This window comes from Tepidicaulis marinus (genome assembly GCF_000739695.1).
In the GTDB taxonomy this organism is placed as follows: Bacteria; Pseudomonadota; Alphaproteobacteria; order Parvibaculales; family Parvibaculaceae; genus Tepidicaulis; species Tepidicaulis marinus.
Window position 1 is genome coordinate 119,493 of the sequence record NZ_BBIO01000004.1, and the last position, 23,393, is coordinate 142,885.

Genomic DNA, 23,393 nt, shown 5'->3' on the forward strand with positions numbered 1-23,393 from the left:
TACAGTTTTCATTTTGCTCACGCCTGCGTTATCCTGCCCGCCAAGCCAGATGGCTCAGGAACCTCAAGCAAAGCGGGCCAAACCGATGAGCAAAGCGCTGCATGGTCTTGTCGATATACCGGTACGCAATGTCCGCCACGACCTGGCGGACAGCCTGAAGAGCTATTGGTATGGCGGCGATCCCGGCATCACCGCCTTTTACAATACGCTTTCCATCATCTTCCCCCATGCCGAGAAGATGGTGATCGACAGTGTCAAATATTACGAAAACGACATTGCCGATCCCGACATCAAGGCGGAAGTGAAAGGCCTTGTCGGCCAGGAAGCGGTGCATATGCGCGAGCACCATTCCTACAACAAGGAAATGGAAGCGCTGGGCGTCGATGTGGATGCCTGTGAAAAGCCTTTCGTGGCTTACATGGACAAGCTGCGCGAGAAGCGCTCGCCGCTGATGCGTCTCGCCATGACCTGCGCCATCGAGCATTACACCGCGATGATGGCCGGGCGGCTTCTGGAAGAGCCGGAATATCTCAAAGCCAACGCCCCGGACGAACAGTTCGACATGTGGATGTGGCACGCCGCCGAAGAGACCGAGCACAAGGGCGTCGCCTTCGACGTTTATCTTGCCGTCGCTTCCGGCCCCAGCGCCTATTTCCGCCGCATCCACGCGATGAACCTCGCCACCGTGCTCTTTTCCTGGTTCATGGTCCGCTGCATTTACATGCTCTTGAAAAAAGACGGCAAGCAGCGCTCGCTGAAAGCCTGGTGGAACGTCTTCGATCTCATGTGGATCAAGCCCGGCGTCTTGCGCAAATGCGCCGGCCGCTTCGCCGCCTTCTATCTGCCCGGCTTCCATCCCTGGAAGCACGACAACCGGGCGGACCTTGAACGCTGGCGCCAGAGCCAGACGCTGACGGCGGCTTAAAACTTCTATTCTTCGTCATCCCGCGACTTGATCGCGGGATCCATTGGCGTTTCAGCACATCATGAAAAGCGATACACGCTGCAGCAGCGCCTCTTGCTCTTTCATTGGCCTTTGCAAGCTGTCCGGCGAGTGGACCCCGCGGTCAAGCCGCGGGGCGACAAAGGGGCGGCATCGTTATTAAGCCACCTTCCGCTTCACCTCTTTCAGCCGGGCAATAGCCTCTTCCAGCGCGGCGGGCTGCTTGCAGAAGCAGAAGCGGATCAGCGTCTGCGGGACATTGGGCGAGCCCGGCGCATAAAAGGCGCTGATGGGGATGGCGGCGACTTTTGTCCGGGTCGTCAGTTCACGGCAGAAATCGAGATCCGAGCCGTCATAGCCGAGCGAACGGATATCCGTGGTCACGAAATAGGTGCCCTCCGCCGGTGTGACCGCAAAACCCGCCTCGGCAAGCCCCTTGCTCAGAAGATCGCGCTTGCGTTCCAAATCTTCAGCCAAATGCCGGTAATAGGCATCGTCCTGCCCAAGCCCCCAGGCCACCGCATACTGGAAAGCCGGCGGCACGGTGAAGGTGATGAACTGATGCGCCTTGGCGATGACGCCCATCAGGTTTTCCGGCGCGGTGATGTAGCCGATCTTCCAGCCGGTCAGCGAGAATGTCTTGCCCGCCGAGCCGATCTTCACGCAGCGCTCGCGCATGCCCGGCAGGCTCATCAGCGGAATATGCTCATGGCCGCTATAGATGAGATGCTCATAGACCTCATCACAGATGACATAGATGTCATGCTTGCGCGCCAGCGCGGCAATCGCCTCAAGCTCGGACTTCGAGAAGACATGGCCGGTCGGGTTCATCGGCGAGTTGAAGACGAGGAGCTTGGTCTTTGACGAGAACGCCCGCGCCAGCGCTTCTTCATCGAGTTTCCAGTCCGGCGCACGCAACTGCACATTGACGGGGGTTGCCCCTGCCGCCTCGATGATGGGCCGGTAGCTGTCATAGGCCGGTTCGATCAGTATCGCTTCATCACCCGGATTGAGAAGGCCCATCAGCGCGGCTGCCAGCGCCTCCGTCGCGCCCGCCGTCACCAGCACTTCGCGCTGCCAATCCACATTCAGATCGTAAAAGCGGTTGTCATGGGCGCCGACAGCCTCACGCAGTTCCGGCACACCCATCATTGGGGGATATTGGTTCGGGCCCTTCTCGATGGCCTCCATCGCCCGGCGGCGCAGATCCTCCGGCCCCTCATCGTCGGGCGCCCCCTGGCCCAGATTGATCGCCCCATGCTCCCCGGCCAATTGGGACATAACGGCAAAAATCGTTGTGCCTTGCGCCTCGAAAAGCCTGTTTACTGCGCGCATCGACGCTTGCTCCCTTTCATCGCTGCCGGTTTTGACGCCCCGGCCCGGGCGGGCGGAAAGTGGCTGAGAGAGTGGCAAAGCCTGCGGGCGCCAACAAGTCTGGCGATATGCCTATATATTGATCATTTTGCCCATTATTTGATCTTACCGCCTGGCGTAATTTTGGGCAGCACGCCGCATCCAAAAGCTATCCTTTTGATTTTGTTAATATTTTCGCTCGATTAAGGGTTGGCACGAGGTCTGCTATTCAATGAGCGCGGCGGGCACTCGCCCCCAACAGAAAGATGGATAGAGATGAAAAAAATTGAGGCGATCATCAAGCCCTTCAAGCTCGATGAAGTGAAAGAAGCGCTTCAGGAGGTTGGTCTGCAGGGCATTACCGTGACCGAGGCCAAAGGCTTCGGCCGGCAGAAGGGCCACACCGAGCTTTACCGGGGCGCAGAATATGTGGTGGATTTTCTGCCCAAAGTAAAAGTTGAGGTGGTGCTGAACGACGACATGGTGGATAAAGCCGTGGAAGCCATTCAGCAGGCAGCACGCACAGGCCGTATCGGCGACGGGAAAATCTTCATCTCCAATGTTGAAGAAGCCCTTCGTATCCGCACGGGCGAAACCGGGGCGGAAGCCATCTGAGGCGCTTCGGGCAAAATGCCCGTTTACCGGCTCCCCCCCAATAGGCAGGGTGGTACCCAACGGACATCCCCCACCCAAGTTTGAAGTCAATTAACCGAAGACAGCAGGGAAAGAGAACATGGCCGACGGCAAAGCTGTTCAGCAACTGATTAAAGAAAAAGACGTGAAGTATGTGGACCTGCGGTTCACGGACCCGCGCGGGAAAATGCAGCACGTGACCTTCGACATATCGCTGTGCGATGACGAGTTTTTTGCCGAAGGCACGATGTTCGACGGCTCCTCGATCGCCGGCTGGAAGGCGATCAACGAGTCGGACATGCTCCTGCTGCCGGACTGTTCGACGGCGACGATCGATCCGTTCTATGCGCAGACCACGCTGGCGATCTTCTGCGACATTCTCGACCCCTCGACGGGCACGCCTTATGACCGCGATCCGCGCGGCACGGCCCGGCGCGCCGAGGCTTATCTGAAAGAGACCGGTATCGGCGACACGATCGTGTTCGGCCCGGAAGCCGAATTCTTCATCTTCGACGATGTGCGCTTCTCGACCGATCCTTACAATACCGGCTTCATTCTCGACAGCGTCGAACTGCCGACCAACACGGGCACCGATTACGAGATCGGCAACCTGGGTCACCGTCCGCGCACGAAGGGCGGCTACTTCCCGGTCAACCCGATCGACAGCGGCCAGGACCTGCGGTCGGAAATGCTGTCCGTGATGGCCGAAATGGGCGTCGTCGTTGAAAAGCACCACCACGAAGTGGCCGCCGCTCAGCACGAGCTTGGCATGAAGTTCTCTACGCTGACGACCATTGCCGACCACCTGCAGATCTACAAATACGTGATCCACAACGTCGCGCACGCTTTCGGCAAGTCCGCCACGTTCATGCCCAAGCCCGTTTACGGCGACAACGGCACGGGCATGCACTGCCACCAGTCGATCTGGAAAGACGGCAAGCCGCTTTTCGCCGGCAACAAATATGCCGACCTGTCGGATACCTGCCTGCACTATATCGGCGGCATCCTGAAGCACGCCCGCGCGCTGAACGCTTTCACCAACCCCTCGACCAACTCCTACAAGCGTCTGGTCCCAGGTTATGAAGCGCCCGTGCTGCTGGCTTACTCGGCCCGCAACCGCTCGGCCTCCTGCCGTATTCCGTACGGCAATTCGCCGAAAGCCAAGCGTATCGAAATCCGCTTCCCCGATCCCACGGCCAACCCCTATCTCGCTTTCTCGGCGATGCTGATGGCCGGTCTCGACGGCATCGAGAACAAGATCGATCCGGGCGCACCGATGGACAAAGACCTTTATGCGCTTCCCCCGGAAGAGCTGAAGGACATTCCGACCGTTGCGCGCAGCCTGCGTGAGGCCATCGAGTCGCTGAATGCCGACCGCGCCTTCCTGACGAAGGGCGATGTGTTCACCGACGATCAGATCGATGCTTATGTCGATCTGAAGATGGAAGAGGTGGAACGTTACGAAATGACGCCGCACCCGGTTGAGTTCGACATGTACTATTCCTGCTAATACGTTTTCCGCAGGACGAAGATCGAGGCCGGAGCTTTGCTCCGGCCTTTTTCTTTTCCATATCATCCGTATAGAAACAATATGGCGAGAAGACTATATTCCGCGATAGGTCAGCATTGCTAACTCATTGATTTTGCACGATAATTATTGACAGAAGGCAGCGCCCTTCCTACATTCGAAGGGCGTCAACGAACCTAAGGAGGTTTATAAAGTTGGCTCCACCGACGTTCATTGGCGGTGACAATTGAATAGAGAAGTGGCTTTTGTAGACAGCTGGACCGGTGACGTTCCGCGGCAGCGAAGCAAAGGAGTTTAGGCCAGATAGCGCGAGAGAGACCTTAAGCTTCCCCCTGCCGGGAAATAGTTGGTTACAGCCTATCCTGCAAAGAAATAGCCCGGCTTATAAGTCAGGGCGGGTGCCAGATGGCACAACCAGACAGCAACCCCGTGCAGGGATGAAATCCTGCTTGACGGGGTTGCTTGATATGTCCCCTTCCCCTTTGGCCGACGCCCTCGGCAAAACGTTTCTTGCCCGCCTATCCGCGCGGCCCGGTTATTCAACCCGTCTGAAAAGCCCTGGATAGAGCGTCACAAGCCCTTGCTCATCCACCTCAATGTCCCGCGTGAAATCGCTGTCGAGAGAGGCATAGCGGTAAAGGGCATTTTTCTTCAGGCATGTATAACGCTGCGGGTCCGGCAGGACTTCCATCCCGGGAAAGGAGATATAGGCCGTCACGATATCTGCCGTCTCGCCCTCCTCCAGCCGCAGCCGGCGAATGGGCAGGGTATTGGTGAAAGGGGAAACGGCGAGATCTATGTCCACCGCATCGGAAAGGCCGTTCAACGTCTCGCCGGTTTCGTCCCGCCAATGGCCATGGCCGTCGCTTTCCAGCGTATGCTTGCAGCCCGTATCGACCACGGTGAGGTCCAGCCTTTGAAACCGCCAGGCTGCATCGCACCGGAGGGTATAATGCAGCCCGAATGCATCGCCGCCTGCGACGCCGATCACAACCGAGCGGGCAAGATAGCCATCCGCCAGTTCTTCCAGAACCAAGTGCTCGTGTCCTTGGCCCGACCAGCTTTCCCATCTGATACTGTCACGCCACATGACCGCGCTCCCATCTATCCGGCCTTGCGCAGTTTCGTTGCCGTCATTTCCTCGTTGCGCTGGTAATTGCGGAAGGCGGAGAAGACCCCCATGGCCGTGTCAGGATCAAGCCCGCGGCCCATGCGGATAAGCTGCAGGCAGAACCAGCCTTGCTGGCCCCAGCCATTCAGCGCCTTGATGAGGTTGATCGGGCTGTGCGGCCCCAAGAGCCAGGGGCCGATCTTCAAGGTTTTCTCGAAAGCCGGTGTTTCACTGATTTCCCCCGAAAGCAGTTTTGCCGGCACGTTGGGATCGACGCAGAGCGGGCGGCCGAGCCCCACCACATCCACCTCGCCGCTTTCCAGGGCCGCGTTCATGCCCGCCGCGCTGCGGAAGCCGCCCGTCACCATGAGCGGCATGGACGTGGCCTTACGAATGTCTTTTGCGTATTCCAGGAAATAGGCCTCGCGGGCGAGCGTGCTTTCGCGGCGTTTTTCCGCCTTCTCGGGCGAAAGCGTCATGTCGTCGGCGCCGACCATGCGCGGCTGCTCGTAAGTGCCGCCGGAAATCTCCAATAGGTCCACCGTCTCCTCGTTCAGCCAGCGGGCGACTTTAAGAGATTCTTCATGCGAAAAGCCGCCGCGCTGGAAATCGGCGGAATTGAGTTTGACGGAAATGGGGAAATATTCGCCCACCGCATTACGCACGGCACGCACGACTTCAAGAAGAAGCCGCGCCCGGTTCTCCAAACTGCCGCCCCATTCGTCGGTGCGGGTGTTCACGTCGGGCGACAGGAACTCGCTGAGCAAATAACCATGGGCGGCGTGAATTTGCACGCCGGTAAAGCCGGTATCCCTGGCAATGCGGGCCGCATGCGCGAAGCGGGACACCACATCCCAGATTTCCTCGCTGCTCAAAGCGCGCGGCTTGCCGAACTGGCCGCCCGGCATATTGAGCCCCTTGTCGGAGGGACCAGCCGGCGTGGTATTGACGAGCGCAGGGGTCTGGCGTCCGGCATGGGAGATTTGCATCCACAGATGATTGCCGCCTGCCGTGCCTGCCTGCGCATATTTTTTGAGCGCGGCGATCGCCTCGTTGGATTGGGGGCCGTCGATCGCCACATTGCCCGGCCGCTCCATATAGCGCCGATCCACCTGCACATTGCCGGTCAGCAGCATTCCCGCCCCGCCCAGCGCCCAGCGCCGGTAAAGGGTTGCCAATTCCGGCGTGGCGCGGTTCATCTCATCGGCCAGGCCCTCGGTCATTGCCGCCTTGACCAAGCGGTTTTTGAGCACCGCCCCGCATGGCAGCGTCAATGGCGTCTCGATCATGCCCATCCATCTCACCCCTTTTTATGCCGGCGCCGCCAGCATGAAATCCCCATTGCCGGCAACCTACCCTGGACACATGGCGGACGCCAGGGTACCGCTTCCAGAATCCTGCGAGAATCGACTAAGGTGGACGGGTATTCGCACATGGCACTTGGAGCCTTGTGCGGCTAAGGCGCCCCGCCGCTTCTTCTTTCAACCTTTCCTACAGGCTGCAGCAAGGTTCGCGTTTATGGCCCCTTCCAAACCTTCCACCCCGCGCAAAACGGATACGCCCGATCTGTTCACCGGCACCGCCAAGGCAGCCAGCGCAAAGGCGGCGGCGAAAAAGAAGACGGCCGCAAAAACCGCCGGCGCGAAACCTTCCGGCAAGGGCGATGCCTATTCCGCCAAGGACATCGAGGTTCTGGAAGGGCTGGAACCGGTGCGCCGGCGCCCGGGCATGTATATCGGCGGCACGGACGAGCGCGCGCTGCATCACCTTTTCGCCGAGGTGCTGGACAATGCCATGGACGAGGCCGTGGCCGGCCATGCCACCCGCATCGAGGTGGAGCTTTTGGAAGACGGCTCGCTGAAAGTCTCGGACAATGGCCGCGGCATTCCCATCGACCCGCACCCCAAGTTCAAGGACAAGTCGGCGCTCGAAGTCATCATGACGACGCTGCATGCCGGCGGCAAATTCGGCGGGGATGCCTATGAGACGAGCGGCGGCCTGCACGGGGTCGGCGTTTCGGTGGTAAACGCGCTGTCCGAATGGCTGGAAGTGGAAGTTGCCAAGGATCAGCAGCTTTATGCCCAGCGTTTCGAGCGCGGCCAGCCCAAGGGCAAATTACAAAAGAAGGGCGCGGTGAAAAACCGGCGCGGCACCACCGTCACCTTCCACCCGGACAAGGAAATTTTCAGCAAGGAGGCCGCCTTCCGCCCCGAGCGGCTTTACCGCATGGCGCGCTCGAAAGCCTATCTCTTCGGCGGGGTGGAAATCCGCTGGAAGTGCCCGGCGGAGATGCTGCCGCCCAAAAGCAGCGCGCCCGCCGAGGCGACGCTGCGCTTTCCCAACGGGCTCAGCGACTTTCTGGCCAGCCAGACGGAAGGCTATACGACCGTCACGAGCGAGGCTTTTACCGGCAAGGTCTCCAAGAAGGGCCAGAACGGCACGGTGGAATGGGCCGTGACCTGGTTCGGCGATGCGGACGGTTTCACGAATTCCTATTGCAACACGATCCCGACGCCCGAAGGCGGCACCCATGAGGCGGGCCTGCGCGCGGCGCTGACCAAGGGGCTGAAAGCCTATGCCGAACTTGCGGGCAACAAGAAGGCGGGCGGGCTGACCGCCGATGACGTGCTCACCTCCGCCGGGGCAATGCTCTCGGTTTTCATCCGCGAGCCGGAATTCGTCGGCCAAACCAAGGAAAAGCTGTCCACCGGCGAGGCGGCGCGCCTTGTTGAAAACGCCATCCGCGACCATTTCGACCATTGGCTGACCGCCCAGCCCCAGCAGGCCAACAAGCTGCTCGACTGGGTGCTCGACCGGATGGACGAGCGGCTGAAGCGCAAGCAGGAAAAAGACATCGGCCGCAAGACCGCGACCCGCAAGCTGCGCCTGCCGGGCAAGCTGGCTGACTGCGCGCAGTCCGGTGCGGCCGGCTCGGAGCTTTTCATCGTGGAAGGCGACAGCGCCGGCGGCTCGGCCAAACAGGCCCGCGACCGCAAGAGCCAAGCGGTACTGCCCCTGCGCGGCAAGATCCTCAATGTCGCCAATGCCACGGCTGGCAAGCTGGCGCAGAACCAACAGCTTGCCGATCTCATTCAGGCGCTCGGCGTGCGGCCCGGCAGCCATTACCGCGACGAAGACCTGCGCTATGAAAAGATCATCATCATGACGGACGCGGATGTGGACGGGGCGCATATCGCCTCGCTCCTCATCACCTTCTTTTACCAGCAAATGCCGCAGCTTATCCGCGAGGGGCATCTGTTCCTGGCCGTGCCCCCGCTTTACAAGCTCGCCCAGGGCGGCAAGACGCTTTATGCGCGGGACGATGCGCATAAGGACACGCTGGTCGCCAAGGAGTTCAATTCCCGCGCCAAGATCGAGGTGAGCCGGTTCAAAGGGCTCGGCGAAATGCTGCCCGCCCAGCTGAAAGAAACCACCATGCGCCGGGACACCCGCACCCTCCTCCAAGTCGTGTTGCCGGAGGACGAGCGCGAAGAAACGCAGCGCGCCGTGACCCATTTGATGGGCAACAAACCGGAGCTGCGCTTCCAGTTCATCCAGGAACACGCCGAATTCGCGACCAATCTGGACATTTGACGCCGCCCGCGCCGGGCGGCCGTCCAGCTTCCTTTAGAGCCCCGCACCAAGCCCCCATTCAGGGCACAGAGAATACGCAGTGGGCCTAATTGGCCACAGCCGCCAACTTAGGGAAACCGGCGCTGAGGGCGCTGTTGACAAGTTGTCGATATCTTCTATGGTCGCGGCAAATCCACGAGCCGTCCCCTTTTAGGCTGACGGCAGCTCACCCGGTAAAATCCGGATTTTCCGGCCGGTGAAGCGGAACCCAAAACCAAGCGTGCATGAAGTTTGATGAACTAGGGCTAGGCCCTAAAGTCCTACAGGCAGTTACCGAGGCGGGGTACGAAACCCCCACGCCCATTCAGGCCGAAGCCATTCCAAAGGCTTTGCAGGCCCGGGACATTCTGGGCATTGCCCAGACGGGAACGGGCAAGACCGCCTCTTTCACGCTTCCCATGATCGACATTCTGTCGCGCGGCCGGGCGCGGGCCCGTATGCCCCGCTCGCTCATTCTCGAGCCGACGCGCGAGCTTGCCGCACAGGTCTCCGAAAATTTCGAGACCTATGGCAAGTACCACAAACTTTCCATGGCGCTGCTCATCGGCGGTGTGTCCTTCGCGGACCAGGAAAAGAAACTGGACCGCGGCGTCGACGTTCTGATCGCCACGCCCGGCCGCCTGCTCGACCATTTCGAGCGCGGCAAGGTGCTGTTGAACGGTGTGCAGATTTTCGTGGTGGATGAAGCCGACCGCATGATGGATATGGGGTTCATTCCCGATCTGGAGCGGATCTGCAAACTCCTGCCCTTTACCCGCCAGACGCTTTTCTTCTCGGCCACCATGCCGCCGGAGATCCAACGCCTGACGGATACGTTCCTGCACAATCCCGTCAAGATCGAAGTGGCCCGCACCTCCTCGACGGCCGCAGCCATTACCCAGCGCGTGGTCTATACGTCGAAAGAAGACAAGCGCGATACGCTGCGCCGGATCATCAACGCGCAGGACCCGATCAAGAACGCGATCATTTTCTGCAACCGCAAGCGCGACGTTGCCGTGCTCGACCGGTCCATGAAAAAGCACGGCTTTGCCGCCGGGGCGCTGCATGGCGATCTCGATCAGCATGTGCGTATGCAAACGCTGGATAAATTCCGCAGCGGCGAGCTGACTTATCTCATCGCCAGCGACGTGGCGGCCCGCGGCCTCGACATCCCCGATGTCAGCCATGTTTTCAATTTCGACGTGCCGACCCATGCGGAAGACTATGTGCACCGGATCGGGCGCACGGGACGCGCGGGACGCAGCGGCCAGGCCTTCACGCTGGCGATGCCGGAAGAGCAGAAATATATCGCCGCGATCGAAAGCCTCATCCAGAGCGATATCGAGCGGGCGAGCGAGTTCGAGCCGGAAGATGTGGAAACGCTGCTGAAAGAAGGCGGCAAGCGCCGCGGCGGGCGCACCCGCGGAGGCAAGAAACCGGCTCCCGCCAAACCGGACGCTAAACCGGCTGCCAAAGCCGAAGCCAAACCGGTCGAAGAAAAAGCTGCCGCAGCACCGGAAGACGCGCCGCAAGCGGAAAAGAAAACCCGCACACGCAAGCCCAGGCAAGCTGCCAAGAAAGACGCGGCCCCCAAAGAGGAAGCCGCTCCTGAAGCTGCCAAAGACAGCCAGCCGGAAAAAGACGCCGCATCGCGCAAGAGCAAAGATGCGGAAAGCGGCCAGTCCCGGGGACGGCGCGGCGGCGGGCGCGGCTCCGACAAACAGGGAAACAAGGAAGTCGGTCTGGGCGATCACACGCCGGCCTTCCTGCTGCGCCCCGTGCGGAAAGCCGTCAACGCCTGACGGCGCCCCATTTCTCTTGAAATTCCAAAGAAGGCGCTCATCCGGGCGCCTTTTTGCATTTTGGGCTCTTCCCGCGGTTGCACGAGCCAGCCGCAGCGCGGAATGGAGTGGTCATTCTAGCCGTCTCATAGTAAAGTATCCTTACTATATAGGGAGGAGTTCAACGTGCGCTTATCAACACGGACAGGTTTGAAAAGCCTGCTCAGCGCCGGCACTTTATGCGCCGGTTTCATTTTCACCGGCTCTGCCGCGCTGGCCGAGGTGCCGGATGCCGTAGCTGCCCGGCTCGGCCAGGACCTGACGCCCATGGGCTCGGAAAAAGCGGGCAATGCGGAAGGCACCATTCCCGCCTGGACCGGGGGGCTGACCACGCCGCCGCCTAGCCTTGGCTATGAAGTGGGCATGCACCACGTCAATCCTTTCGCCAGCGAAAAGGAACTCTTCCGCATTACCCGCGAGAATATGGACCAATATGCCGGCAAGCTGACGGGTGCGCATAAGGCGCTGCTGAAGGATTACGGCGACACTTACTTCATGAAAGTGTTCCCGACGCACCGCACCTGCGCGCTGCCCGAACACGTTTATCAGGCGAACCGGCGCAATGCGAAAGTGGGTCTTCTGGCGGAGGGCGGCAACGGGGTGAGCCAGGCGATCATGGGCAAGCCCTTCCCCATTCCCAACAGCGCGCTCGAGATCATCTGGAACCATATGCTCGGGTTCATCAACCACAAGGCAACGCGGCAGTTCGCGGCGGCCATTCCGACCCAAGGCGGGGATTACACGATCTACACCGTGCAGGATGAAGCCATCGTCGCCTGGAACGATCCGACGAAAAAATCCGCCGAAGAGCTCGGCAATATCTGGGCGAAATATATCGCCCACACGGTGGCCCCTGCCCGGCGCGCGGGCAACGTCACGCTTGTGCATGAAACGATCAACATGGCCAAACAAGGCCGCCTTGCCTGGCAATACAGCCCCGGCACCCGCCGCGTGCGCCGCGCCCCCGACATCGCCTATGACAATCCGGGCACGAACTCGGACGGCATGACGACCGTGGACAGTTTCGGCGGCTATAACGGCTCGCCCGACCGCTATAACTGGACGGTGATCGGCAAGCAGGAAGCCTATGTGCCCTACAACAATTACGATCTGGGATCGGACAAGCTGAAATACGAAGACATTCTCAACCAGCGCCATATCAACCAGGAGCATTCGCGCTACGAATTACACCGGGTCTGGGTGATCGAGGCAAATTTGAAAGAAGGTATGCGCCACGTCTATCAGCGCCGCCGCTTCTACTTGCAGGAAGATACCTGGAACATCGTCGCCGCCGAACTATACGACACGCGCGGTGAGCTTTGGCGCGTGCAGGAGCATTTCCCCATCACCGCCTATGAGGTGCCGCTCTGCGCGGGCATTGCCGCCACCTATTACGACCTCACCAATGGGCGCTATCTGGCGGGCGGCCTGATCAACGAGGAACCGGCGATCAACTTCTTTGCCAACGAGCTGGATGAAAACCGCTATACGCCGTCGGCCATCCGCCGGATCGGCATTAGGTAGGCTTTCACTGCCGGGCACTCCTCCGACACTCCCGGCAAACAAAAAGGGCGGCCTCCGGGCCGCCCTTTTTTCTTTTTACCGAAAAGGCTTAGCGCTTGATCTGACTTGCCAGGAACTTGCGCGTTTTTTCCGTGTAAGGCGGGCGCATCATCTCGACGATGAACTTGGCTTTTGCCTGCGTGTAAACCGACTTGGCATGGCTGAAGGTGCGGAACCCGTCGATGCCGTGATAGGAGCCCATGCCTGCCGGGCCGACGCCGCCGAAAGGCAGGTCTTCCTGAGCCACATGCATGATCACATCGTTCAGCGTCACACCGCCCGCCGTGGTGCGGGTGAGCACTTCCTTGTGCTCGTTCTCGTCCGGGCTGAAATGATAAAGCCCGAGCGGACGGGGATGAGCGTTGATGTAATCGATCGCCTCGTCGACTTTCTTATATCCCTTCACCGGCAAGAGCGGGCCGAAGATCTCTTCCTGCATGATCTTCATATCGTCGGTCGGATTGATGACCAGCGTGGGCGGGATCTTGTTGTAAGGCTGCTGAGTAAAGTCTTCATTCGCCGGATTGATCTCGACGATGCGCGCGCCCTTCGTCTTCGCATCATCAAGGTAAGAGGTGATGCGGTCGTAATGGCGTTGGTTGATCACCGACGTGTAATCCGGGTTGTCCTTCAGCGTCGGATACATTTTCGAGACGGCGGATGTTGCCTGGGTGATGAACTGCTCAACCTTGTTCTCCGGCACCAGCACATAGTCGGGCGCAAGGCAGATCTGGCCCGCATTCATCATCTTGCCGGCCATGACCTTGGCGGCGGCGTCATCCATCGGCGCCTTGTCGGAAATAATGACCGGCGATTTGCCGCCGAGTTCCAGCGTCACCGGCACGAGATTTTCCGCCGCCGCGCGCATGACGTGATAGGCGATGGAGGTGGCGCCGGTGAAGATCAGATGATCGAAAGGCTGGCGCGAGAACGCCTCCCCGACCGCCGGGCCGCCGGTGACGACCGCGACTTCGGTTTCGTCATAAGCCTCGCGGAACATCCGGCTCATCAGCTCCGAGGTGGCCGGCGTGAATTCCGACGGCTTGATCACGGCGCGGTTGCCCGCTGCGAAAATACCGGCAAGCGGCGCCATCGTCAGGTTGACCGGGAAGTTCCAAGGCGAAATGACGCCGATCACGCCGAGCGGCTGATATTCCACCCGCGCTTTTGCCCCGAACAGGCCGAGCGGGAACTGCACCTTGCGCTTTTCCGGCTTCATCCATTGTTCCAGATGCGCCTTGGCGTGTTTCAGCGGCCCGATGGAGCCCATTACGTCCGTCAGCAAGGTCTGCTCATGGCTGCGATGGCCGAAATCGGCGGCAAGGGCCTCTACGATTTCCTTTTGATAATCGACCAGCAGCCCGATGGACCGGTCGAGCCAGTCTTTCCGGCGCTTGACGCTGGGGGGGCCTTCGGCCAAATGCGCCGCCTTTTGACGGTCCACGATCTGGCGGATCGAGGCGGCAATGGACGCGCTATCGCCATCCGGCAAGTTCGATTCGGCAACGCTCATGAATTTCCTCCGCTGCAGCTTTTCCCACCCCGCTTGCTGAGCCGATAAGTCCGGGCGCGGGTATGAAAGGTTTGTTTAAGGATTACGCAAATCCTACGCGCAAACTATAGCAATTAAAGCCTTTTTCGCCAGTTTTTCGGCTTGGCCGCCCCGGATGCGGGGAGGAACGCAGGGGCCGCGGCGGCTGGCCGGAGCTTTCTCAAACCGCCCGACTTAACGGAGACGTAACGCTCTTGGGCTAACTTTGACCATACGCGGGGTCCGGCGATCTGCAAATCCGGGCCATAAATCAAGTTTTGGTGGATGGGGTAGGACCGTGGAGAGGCAGAAAGACGAACGTCAGATGGTCGAGAAATTCGGCACGCAGGCCTTCGATTTTCTGCGCGGCCACAAGATCACGCCCACGCCCCGCCATTATGAAATAGCCTATGCGCATATGTCGGGCGCCAACCCGGCATTGAGCGAGGCGCTTACCCTGGCTCTGAAAGAGGGCGCGCAATGCGACGATGCACTGCTCGAGGAAATCGGCGCGCAGTTCCTGCACAATCCTGAGTCTCTGGCCGATACGACCAACGACACCAGCGCCCAGCTTCAAAACGAGATGGAGCGCGTCTCCAAATTGATCGAGACGGCGACCAACGACACGAGCCGCTTCGGCGACAGCATGCAAGGCGTCAGCCGGAACCTTTCGGCCAATACCAAGCCGGAAGATCTGGCCATCGTGATCGAGACGATCGTTTCCGCTTCCCGCCAGATGGAATCGCGCTCGCGCGAGCTGGAAGGCGAGTTGCAGGCATCCCAGGAAGAGATCAGCGAATTGCGCAAACGCCTTGAAAGCGCGCGCAACGAAGCCTTCACCGATCCGCTGACCGGCATCGCAAACCGCAAGGCATTCGACGAAGAGCTGCACAAAGCCTCGCGCGAGGCCATGGAAACCGGCACCAGCTTCTGCCTGCTGCTCGGCGATATCGATCATTTCAAACGCTTCAACGACACCTATGGCCACCAGACCGGCGACCAGGTGCTCAAGCTCGTTGCCGGCTGCATGATGGCCAATGTGAAAGGCCGCGATACGGCGGCCCGTTATGGCGGCGAGGAATTTGCCGTCATTCTGCCCAAGACCGCGCTGCGCGATGCGCAGACCCTGGCCAATTCCATCCGCGAGATGGTGCAGTCGCGCGAGCTCGTCAAACGCTCGACCGGCGAACAGCTTGGCCGCATCACCATGTCGATCGGGGCGGCGGAATTCCGTTTCGGTGAACCGTTGAACGAACTCGTCGAGCGCGCCGACACATGCCTTTATGCCGCCAAAGATAGCGGGCGCAATTGCGTCATCGCCGAAACCTCCCTGCCCGCGCAGAAAGCCGCCGCAAGCTAAGTTCCCGGCGCGCCTAAACAAGCGGCAATTGACGCTGCGTTTCCCGCGCTTTCTCACGCTCCGGTTTTGCGGGGCTTTACGCCCCCTTTCCCATGGATATGCTGACCGGCAACAAAGCCGGCCCGGCACTTTTGCGCGCGGCCTGGCGCTCATGGGAAAACGCGGAAGGTCTTATGGAAACGGTACTTTATGAAGTCGCAGGCGGCGTGGCGAAACTCACGCTGAACCGCCCCGATGTGCTCAATAGTCTCAACACATAGCTGATCAGCGATATCCGCGCGGCCATTGCCGCCGCAAATGAGGACAAGGATGCCGGCGCCATTTTGATGACCGGCGCCGGGCGCGGCTTTTGCGCCGGTGCGGATCTGGCCAGCGGCGGCCCGCGCAAGGAAGGCGCGAGCACGGGCGAGAATGTCGCTTACGGCATGGAGATCGCCTTCAACCCGATGGTGCGGGAAATCGCCGGCTCTGCGAAACCCGTCATTGCCGCCGTGAACGGTGTCGCGGCAGGCGGCGGCGTCGGCCTGGCGCTGTCCGCCGATATCGTGATCGCGGGCAAGTCCGCCTCCTTCGTGCAGGTTTTCGGGCCGCAGCTGGCGCTCATTCCGGATATGGGCTGCACCTGGTATCTGCCCAATCTCGTCGGCCGGGCGCGGGCCCGCGGGCTGGCGCTGCTTGGCGAAAAATTGCCGGCCGAACGCGCCGCCGAATGGGGCCTCATCTGGCAATGCGTGGAAGACGACGCGCTGATGGAAGAAGCGATGAAAATCGCCGCCAAACTGGCCGGCGGGCCTTCCAATGCCTTCGGGGAAATCAAGCGCGCGCTCGACAATGCGCTGACGAGCGATCTGAGCACGCAGCTCGATTACGAGCGCGACACGCAAGGCATGCTGGGCGACCACCCGAACTTTGCCGAAGGCGTCACATCCTTTTTGCAAAAGCGCAAACCGAATTTCCAGTGATAGGCTGCTCGACAACCCCATTCTTATAATCGCCACCAAAACAGGGAGAGAGAGATGGATTTCAACAGGGTAAGGCTCGATATCGAGGGCACGACGGGCATTCTCGTGCTCAACCATCCGGAAGTCATGAACGCGGTTTCCGATGAAATGCTCGAAGGGCTGATGGATGCCATGGACGCGGTGGAAGACCCGGCCAATGGCCTGCGCTGCCTGATCATGACGGGCGAAGGGCGCGGCTTTTGCTCCGGCGCCAACCTGCAAGGGCGCGGCGATAATAAAGGCGGCGCGCCGGATGCAGGCTCGCGCCTTGAAACCGCTTACCACCCCTTCCTGCGCCGCTTGCGCAATCTGGAAATGCCGTTCCTGACGGCGGTGAACGGGCCGGCTGCCGGTGTCGGCATGAGCTTCGCGCTGATGGGCGATCTCGTGCTCTGCGCCAAGTCCGCTTATTTCCTGCAGGCTTTCCGCCGCATCGGGCTGGTGCCGGATGGCGGCTCGACCTGGCTTCTGCCGCGCCTTGTCGGCAATGCCCGCGCGAAAGAGCTTTCGCTGCTGGCCGAAAAACTGCCCGCCGACAAAGCCCTCGACTGGGGCCTCGTCAACCGGGTCTATGAAGATGGCGACCTTCTCGGCGAAGCGAAGAAGCTGGCCGGCGAGCTTGCCGCCGGACCTACCGTCTCGCTTTCCATGATCCGCGAGCTTTACTGGGAGAGCACGGATAATACGTATGAAGAGCAGCTCAATCTCGAGCGCCAGAAACAGCGTATTGCCGGGCGCACGGACGATTTCAAGGAAGGCGTGAAGGCCTTTCTGGAAAAACGCCCGGCAAAATTCCAGGGCAAATAAAAAGAGGCGGGCTTGGGCCCGCCTTTTCTTTACCTCACATCATTGCCTCACGCGCGCGCTATTTCTTGGCGGCTGCTTTGCGCTTCTTCTTGGGCTTTGCCTTCTTGCCGCGCACCGCCGCCTCGATTGCATTTCGGGCCCAATGCGTCAGCTCTTCAGGCTCGTCATAAAGGCGCTCGGGCACTTCCCAATAGGACATGGTGATGGTTTTGCCCGATGGCGGGGCATAAACGAAGGCTTCCGTTCCTTCCGCCTCGAAATCCGGCCGGTTGATCTCATCCGCCTTGAAATAGAGAACTTCACCGGCGATCAGCCCGAACATGAGATCGCCGTAATAAACGCCCGCTCCGCCGAACATATTGCGGATGCGCACTTGTCCGAGCGGGGCAAGCTGTTCCAGCACGAAGGCTTTATACTCCGTGCTGACGGCCATGTTATTGAAGCGCGTCTTCGGGCACGGGCTGAATGGTGACGCTTTCACCGCAGCCGCAGGCATCGATGGCGTTCGGGTTGTTGAACTGGAACGTACTCGAAAGCTTGCCCACTTCGTAATCCATTTCCGTGCCGAGCAGGAAGAGAATGGCTTTAGGATCGATCAGCACACGCACGCCTTTATCTTCGACCACTTCGTCCATCGGGCCGATTTCCTCGGCATATTCCATCGTATAGGCCATACCGGCGCAGCCGCCTTTTTCCACGCCGATGCGCACCCCGACAATCTTCTTGTCGGAATTTTCAATGATCTCCTTGACGCGGGCAGCTGCCGCATCGGTCAAAGTAATCGCTTTCGGGCGCTCTCGCTTGGCCATGGATTTCTCCGTTATGCGAGGACTACATACTTAAATTGGTGGGTTTGCCCCGGAATGACAAGGCCCCATTATAACAAGGCAAACCTCAATACATGTTAAGGGCGACGCGTGCCTCATCCGACATGCGGCTCGGGTCCCAAGGCGGATCGAAGACGAGGTTGACCTGCACATCGCCCACCCCGTCGACGGAGCGCACGGCATCTTCCACCCAGCCCGGCATTTCACCGGCCACGGGACAGCCCGGCGCGGTCAGCGTCATATCCACCAGCACATCCCGGTCATCGGAAATGTCGATCTTGTAGATGAGCCCCAGCTCGTAAATATCCACCGGAATTTCAGGGTCATAAACGGTCTTGAGCGCGCCGATAAGATCGTCCGTCAGCCGCTCGATTTCCTCGGGCGGCAAGGCGGAGCCGGGCGCGGCGGGCGCATTTTCCACCGGCTCGGGCGCGGTTTCGGTTTTGCTTTCAAGGTCCATTTCGTCAGCCATCATCTTACCCGTTACCCGAAGAACCCGGCCGCATGATGGAGCGCATCCACCAGCCGGTCGATATCTTCTTTCGTATTATACATCGCAATCGAGGCGCGCGAGGTCGCCGGCACGTCAAATCTGTCCATCAGCGGCTGGGCGCAGTGATGACCCGCCCGCACGGCAACGCCGGAGCGGTCGATGATCATGCTGATGTCATGGGGATGCGTGCCCTCGATCACGAAGGAAAGAATGCTTCCCTTATTCGCGGACGTACCGATCAGCCGGAGCTTCTCCACTTCCTGTATCCGTTCCGTCGCATAAGCCAGAAGCGCGCTTTCATGAGCCAGAATATTTTCCCGGCCGAGCCCGTCCACATAATCGAGCGCCGCGCCGAGGCCGATGGCCTGCACGATAGGCGGCGTGCCCGCCTCGAAACGGTGCGGCGGGTCGGCATAGGTGACCCGGTCCATGGAGACCTCACGGATCATTTCACCGCCGCCCCGGTAGGGGCGCATCTTCTCCAGATGCTCGCGCTTGGCATAAAGCGCGCCGATGCCGCTCGGCCCGTAAATCTTGTGACCCGTCAGCGCAAAGAAATCGCAATCGAGGTCTTGCACATCGATGGGCAGATGCACCGCCGACTGCGAGCCGTCCACCATTACCGGAATGCCGCGCTCATGCGCCATTTTCACGATGCGCTTCATCGGTGTGATGGTGCCGAGCGCATTCGACATATGGGTGAGCGCCAGTAGTTTCACTTTCGGCCCGAGCAGCTTATCGAGCGCGTCGAGATCGAGATCGCCTTCATCCGTCACCGGCGCCCATTTCAAGACGGCGCCATGACGCTCGCGCATATAGTGCCAGGGCACGATGTTGGAATGGTGCTCCATGATGGAGAGAACGATTTCATCGCCCTCCCCGATCAAAGGCTCGAGATAAGAAGAAGCGACAAGGTTGATCGCATCGGTCGAGCCGGAAGTGAAGATGATCTCTTCCTGCTCCTTGGCGTTCAGGTAGCGGCGTACGCTTTCCCGCGCCGCCTCGAAGCGCTCGGTCGCAAGATTGGAAAGGAAATGCAGGCCCCGGTGGACATTTGCGTATTCCGCTTCATAGGCATGGCGCACCGCATCGATCACGGCGCGCGGCTTTTGCGCGGAGGCCGCATTGTCGAGATAAGTCAGCGGCTTGCCATAAACTTCCCGCGAGAGAATGGGAAAGTCGGCGCGCACGCGGTCCACGTTAAACGCGGACACCACATCCTTCACCAGGGGCATTTCGCTCATCTTGTTTCACTCCCTGCCAATGCGCTGGCGCGGAACCAGACATCGATCTGGCTTCCAATATCCTGCTTGACGCCGTCCAGCGGGATCGTTTCAAGCACCTCATCCAAAAAGGCGCGGATGAGAAGACTGCGGGCCGTGGCTTCGTCGATGCCGCGCGAGCGCAAATAAAAGAGCGCCGTCCCGTCGAGCTCGCCGATCGTCGAGCCGTGGGCGCATTGCACGTCATCGGCATAAATCTCAAGCTCGGGCTTGGCATTCATGCCCGCATCGCGCGACAGAAGCAGTGCGTTGGAAAGCTGGCGGCCATCCGTCTTCTGCGCGTCCTTGGCAACCAGGACGCGGCCTTGGAAAACACCCGTCGCTTCCTCGTCCAGCACGGACTTCACATGAGCATTCGAGCTGCAACCGGGCACTGCATGATCCACATAGGTGCTGATATCGCCGAGCTGTTTGCCGCGCAGCGCAAGCGCCCCGTGCATATCCGCATGGGCGCCCTCGCCTTTGAAAACAGCATCCGTTTCATGGCGCGACAGCCGCGCGCCGAGCGCCAGCACGAAACCGTAATATTTGGCGTTTGCCGCAAGGCGCAGATTGTTCGCTGCCACATGCAGCGCATCCTTTGCTTCATCCTGCAGCTTGATATGGGTCAGCGCCGCGCCTTCCCCCAAATGGGTTTCGGTGACGTGATTGGCAAGATAGCCTGCGCCGCCCTGGCCCAGATGGGTTTCCAAGAGGCAAAGTTTGGCGTCTTCTTCAAGCGCGATGACATGGCGCATATGCGCCGCCGAGGCCCCGGCAGAAGTCGTCACATGCACCATATGAAGCGGCTTGCCGGCATCTTTTCCCGCCTCGACGCGGATCACGAGCCCATCCTGCATCAGCGCGCTGTTGAGCGCATTGACGGGATGAAGATTGTCGTCCGTCGTCAAAAAATCTTCAAAGCCGGTTTCCTTCACCGCTTCGCTGAGCGGTTTGATGCTGACGCCATCGGGCAGATCCGCCGAGGAAAGATCGGGGCGGAAGAAGCCGTTGACGCAGACCAGCATATGCCGCTCGACATCGCCGAAGGCGGCCGCCCCCGGCCCGACCGTTTCAACGTCATAGGCAAGCGGGCCGTCATAACGCTGTGCCGGCACATAACCTTCTTTGGCAAGCGCGCGGCGCAGGTCCGTATAGCGCCAGGCTTCAACGCGCCGGTGCGGAAAACCCGCCGCAGCGAAAATGTCCCGCGCCATACGGCGGCGAGCCAAAAGCCAGGCCGGGTCGCCCTGCGGCGCGAGCGCGCTGAAAGCTTCCAGATATTGTTCTTCGATACTGGCCGTCATTTACTCTCAGGCCTCCACAATATCGGCGTAACCGGTTTCCTCGAGCTCATGCGCCAGCTCCTTGCCGCCCGTGCGCACGATACGGCCCGCGGAAAGCACATGCACTTTGTCGGGCACGATGTGATTGAGCAGGCGCTGATAGTGCGTGATCACGATCATCGAGCGGTCAGGACTGCGCAGGGCGTTCACCCCGTCGGAGACGACTTTCAGTGCGTCGATGTCGAGGCCGGAATCGGTCTCGTCCAGCACGGCAAGGCTCGGCTCCAACAGCGCCATTTGCAGAATTTCCGCGCGCTTCTTTTCCCCGCCCGAAAAGCCGACATTGAGCGGGCGCTTGAGCATATCTTCGGAGACATTGAGCGGACCGGCCTTCTCGCGCACAAGGCGCAGGAATTTCACGGCATCGAGCTCTTCTTCCCCGCGCGCCTTGCGCTGCGCGTTAAGCGCGGTCTTAAGGAAGGTCATGGTCGTCACGCCCGGTATCTCGATCGGATACTGGAAGGCGAGGAAGAGGCCGGCAGCGGCGCGCTCTTCGATCTCCATGGCGCGCAGGTCTTTGCCCTTGTAAAGGATCTCGCCCTTCGTGATCTCATAGCCCTCCCGGCCCGAAAGCACATAAGACAGCGTCGATTTGCCCGACCCGTTGGGTCCCATGATCGCATGGACCTCGCCGGTGCCAACGCTCAGCGTGATGCCTTTCAGAATTTCTTTGCCGTCCACATTGACGTGCAGGTCTTTGATCTCAAGCATTTGTCTTTCCTTATCAGCCCACGCTGCCTTCCAGGCTGATGCCCACAAGCTTCTGCGCTTCAACCGCAAATTCCATCGGCAATTGCTGCAGCACATCCCGGCAAAAGCCGTTGACGAGCAGCGCCACCGCTTCTTCTTCTCCAAGCCCGCGCTGCATGCAGTAGAAGAGCTGGTCTTCACTGATTTTCGAGGTCGTTGCCTCATGCTCCAGCACGGCGCTGGGGTTCTTCGACTCGATATAGGGCACGGTATGGGCGGAACACTTGTCGCCCACGAGCAAAGAGTCGCACTGCGTAAAGTTGCGCGCGTCCTCCGCCTTCTTATGCACGCTGACAAGACCCCGGTAGGTGTTGGAGCTCTTGCCCGCCGAAATGCCCTTGGAGATGATCCGGCTCGAGGTGTTCTTGCCCAGATGGATCATCTTCGTGCCGCTGTCCACCTGCTGGTAATTGTTCGAGATGGCGATGGAATAGAACTCGCCCACCGAATTGTCACCGCGCAGGATGCAGCTTGGATATTTCCAGGTGACGGCAGAACCGGTTTCGACCTGCGTCCAGGAAATCTTCGAATCCGCGCCGCGGCAATCGCCGCGCTTGGTCACGAAATTATAGATGCCGCCCTTGCCGTTCTCATCGCCCGGATACCAGTTCTGGACGGTGGAATATTTGATCTCCGCCCCTTCCAGCGCCACAAGCTCGACCACGGCAGCGTGCACCTGGTTCTCATCACGCATCGGCGCGGTGCAGCCTTCCAGATAGCTCACATAAGAGCCTTCATCGGCAACGATCAGCGTGCGCTCGAACTGACCCGTCTGCGCTTCATTGATGCGGAAATAGGTCGAAAGCTCCATCGGGCAGCGCACGCCCTTTGGGATATAGACGAAAGAGCCGTCCGAGAAGACCGCCGAGTTGAGCGTTGCATAAAAATTGTCGCTGACCGGCACGACCGAACCCAGATACTTGCGCACGAGATCGGGATAATCCCGGATCGCTTCGGACATCGGGCAGAAGATGACGCCGGCTTCCTTCAGCTTGCCTTTGAACGTGGTGGCAACGGAAACGCTGTCGAACACCGCGTCCACCGCGACACCGGCCAGCATCTTTTGCTCGGAAAGCGGAATACCGAGCTTCTCATATGTTTCCAGAAGCTTCGGGTCCACTTCATCGAGGCTCTTCGGCCGGTCTTCGTCCGATTTCGGCGCCGAATAATAATAGGCATCCTGAAAATCGATTTTGGGATAATTGACCTTGGCCCAGGAAGGCTCCTGCATGGTCAGCCAGCGCCGATAGGCATCGAGCCGCCATTCCAGCATCCATTCCGGCTCGTCCTTTTTGGCCGAGATGAAACGGATGGTGTCTTCGTTCAAGCCCTTGGGCGCTTTCTCGGATTCGATATCCGTGAAAAAGCCGTACTTGTACTTGCCGACTTCATCTACCGTTTCAACTGTCTCACGAACCGCCATGATCTGTTT

21 protein-coding genes are annotated in these 23,393 nt (G+C 59.9%); 10 read left to right on the plus strand and 11 right to left on the minus strand.

The window, feature by feature from the left end; all coding sequences use genetic code 11:
- The first annotated feature begins 85 nt into the window (after positions 1–85).
- Complete coding sequence (locus tag M2A_RS05470) at positions 86–925, plus strand: metal-dependent hydrolase (protein ID WP_045444102.1); 840 nt, start codon at positions 86–88, stop codon at positions 923–925.
- A 177-nt stretch (positions 926–1,102) separates the two neighbouring features.
- Here the strand turns inward: M2A_RS05470 and M2A_RS05475 are convergent, their stop codons facing one another.
- Positions 1,103–2,278 (minus strand): aminotransferase, encoded by a 1,176-nt coding sequence (locus tag M2A_RS05475; protein WP_045444105.1) that lies wholly within the window; start codon positions 2,276–2,278, stop codon positions 1,103–1,105.
- Between the two features lie 294 nt (positions 2,279–2,572).
- On the opposite strand from M2A_RS05475, the gene M2A_RS05480 reads away from it, so the two are divergent.
- Both M2A_RS05480 and glnA read left to right on the plus strand, forming a co-directional pair.
- Positions 2,573–2,911 (plus strand): P-II family nitrogen regulator, encoded by a 339-nt coding sequence (locus tag M2A_RS05480; protein ID WP_045444108.1) that lies wholly within the window; start codon positions 2,573–2,575, stop codon positions 2,909–2,911.
- Between the two features lie 118 nt (positions 2,912–3,029).
- A complete protein-coding gene (gene glnA, locus M2A_RS05485; protein ID WP_045444111.1) occupies positions 3,030–4,439 on the plus strand; it encodes a type I glutamate--ammonia ligase in 1,410 nt (469 codons plus the stop codon).
- Between the two features lie 553 nt (positions 4,440–4,992).
- On the opposite strand, the gene M2A_RS05490 is transcribed toward glnA, so the two are convergent.
- Together M2A_RS05490 and M2A_RS05495 are read right to left on the minus strand one after the other, a co-directional pair.
- On the minus strand, positions 4,993–5,547 hold the full coding sequence (locus M2A_RS05490; RefSeq protein WP_045444114.1) for a putative glycolipid-binding domain-containing protein: 555 nt from the start codon (positions 5,545–5,547) through the stop codon (positions 4,993–4,995).
- 14 nt (positions 5,548–5,561) lie between these two features.
- Positions 5,562–6,857, minus strand: coding sequence for an NADH:flavin oxidoreductase/NADH oxidase family protein (locus tag M2A_RS05495; RefSeq protein ID WP_081875423.1), 1,296 nt, complete (start codon positions 6,855–6,857; stop codon positions 5,562–5,564).
- 229 nt (positions 6,858–7,086) lie between these two features.
- On the opposite strand from M2A_RS05495, the gene parE reads away from it, so the two are divergent.
- The 3 genes from parE to M2A_RS05510 all read left to right on the plus strand — a co-directional run bounded on the left by parE (position 7,087) and on the right by M2A_RS05510 (position 12,545).
- Positions 7,087–9,162, plus strand: coding sequence for a DNA topoisomerase IV subunit B (gene parE / locus M2A_RS05500; protein ID WP_045444120.1), 2,076 nt, complete (start codon positions 7,087–7,089; stop codon positions 9,160–9,162).
- Between the two features lie 263 nt (positions 9,163–9,425).
- On the plus strand, positions 9,426–10,982 hold the full coding sequence (locus M2A_RS05505) for a DEAD/DEAH box helicase (RefSeq protein ID WP_045444123.1): 1,557 nt from the start codon (positions 9,426–9,428) through the stop codon (positions 10,980–10,982).
- A gap of 165 nt (positions 10,983–11,147) precedes the next feature.
- Complete coding sequence (locus M2A_RS05510; protein ID WP_156101678.1) at positions 11,148–12,545, plus strand: DUF1329 domain-containing protein; 1,398 nt, start codon at positions 11,148–11,150, stop codon at positions 12,543–12,545.
- Positions 12,546–12,633: 88 nt separating this feature from the next.
- On the opposite strand, the gene M2A_RS05515 is transcribed toward M2A_RS05510, so the two are convergent.
- Entirely contained in the window at positions 12,634–14,097 is a 1,464-nt protein-coding gene (locus tag M2A_RS05515; RefSeq protein WP_045444129.1) for a coniferyl aldehyde dehydrogenase, read from the minus strand.
- A gap of 316 nt (positions 14,098–14,413) precedes the next feature.
- Here M2A_RS05515 and M2A_RS05520 point away from each other — a divergent pair, with 316 nt between their 5' ends.
- From M2A_RS05520 to M2A_RS05530, 4 genes are all read left to right on the plus strand, one after another.
- Positions 14,414–15,475 carry a GGDEF domain-containing protein gene (locus M2A_RS05520; RefSeq protein WP_147446267.1) on the plus strand — a complete coding sequence of 354 codons (1,062 nt, stop codon included), beginning with the start codon at positions 14,414–14,416 and terminating at the stop codon, positions 15,473–15,475.
- 92 nt (positions 15,476–15,567) lie between these two features.
- Entirely contained in the window at positions 15,568–15,735 is a 168-nt protein-coding gene (locus M2A_RS18515) for a hypothetical protein (RefSeq protein ID WP_369384760.1), read from the plus strand.
- 12 nt (positions 15,736–15,747) lie between these two features.
- Positions 15,748–16,437: an enoyl-CoA hydratase-related protein gene (locus M2A_RS05525; protein ID WP_369384766.1), complete on the plus strand. Its 690-nt coding sequence runs from the start codon at positions 15,748–15,750 to the stop codon at positions 16,435–16,437.
- A 54-nt stretch (positions 16,438–16,491) separates the two neighbouring features.
- Complete coding sequence (locus M2A_RS05530; RefSeq protein ID WP_045444134.1) at positions 16,492–17,283, plus strand: enoyl-CoA hydratase/isomerase; 792 nt, start codon at positions 16,492–16,494, stop codon at positions 17,281–17,283.
- A gap of 58 nt (positions 17,284–17,341) precedes the next feature.
- Here M2A_RS05530 and M2A_RS05535 read toward each other — a convergent pair whose 3' ends face one another.
- The 7 genes from M2A_RS05535 to sufB form a co-directional block, all read right to left on the minus strand.
- Positions 17,342–17,716 carry a TfoX/Sxy family protein gene (locus M2A_RS05535; protein ID WP_045444137.1) on the minus strand — a complete coding sequence of 125 codons (375 nt, stop codon included), beginning with the start codon at positions 17,714–17,716 and terminating at the stop codon, positions 17,342–17,344.
- Position 17,717: 1 nt separating this feature from the next.
- Complete coding sequence (locus tag M2A_RS05540; RefSeq protein WP_045444140.1) at positions 17,718–18,092, minus strand: HesB/IscA family protein; 375 nt, start codon at positions 18,090–18,092, stop codon at positions 17,718–17,720.
- 85 nt (positions 18,093–18,177) lie between these two features.
- Positions 18,178–18,585, minus strand: a complete 408-nt coding sequence (locus M2A_RS05545) for an SUF system Fe-S cluster assembly protein (RefSeq protein WP_081875410.1) — start codon at positions 18,583–18,585, stop codon at positions 18,178–18,180.
- Between the two features lie 8 nt (positions 18,586–18,593).
- Positions 18,594–19,847, minus strand: a complete 1,254-nt coding sequence (locus M2A_RS05550; protein WP_439645656.1) for a cysteine desulfurase — start codon at positions 19,845–19,847, stop codon at positions 18,594–18,596.
- Complete coding sequence (gene sufD / locus M2A_RS05555) at positions 19,844–21,172, minus strand: Fe-S cluster assembly protein SufD (protein ID WP_052379233.1); 1,329 nt, start codon at positions 21,170–21,172, stop codon at positions 19,844–19,846. Before sufD ends, M2A_RS05550 begins: the two co-directional genes overlap by 4 nt.
- A gap of 6 nt (positions 21,173–21,178) precedes the next feature.
- Positions 21,179–21,922: a Fe-S cluster assembly ATPase SufC gene (gene sufC / locus M2A_RS05560; RefSeq protein ID WP_045444149.1), complete on the minus strand. Its 744-nt coding sequence runs from the start codon at positions 21,920–21,922 to the stop codon at positions 21,179–21,181.
- Positions 21,923–21,935: 13 nt separating this feature from the next.
- A complete protein-coding gene (gene sufB, locus M2A_RS05565) occupies positions 21,936–23,387 on the minus strand; it encodes a Fe-S cluster assembly protein SufB (protein WP_244444391.1) in 1,452 nt (483 codons plus the stop codon).
- Between the last annotated feature and the right edge of the window lie 6 nt (positions 23,388–23,393).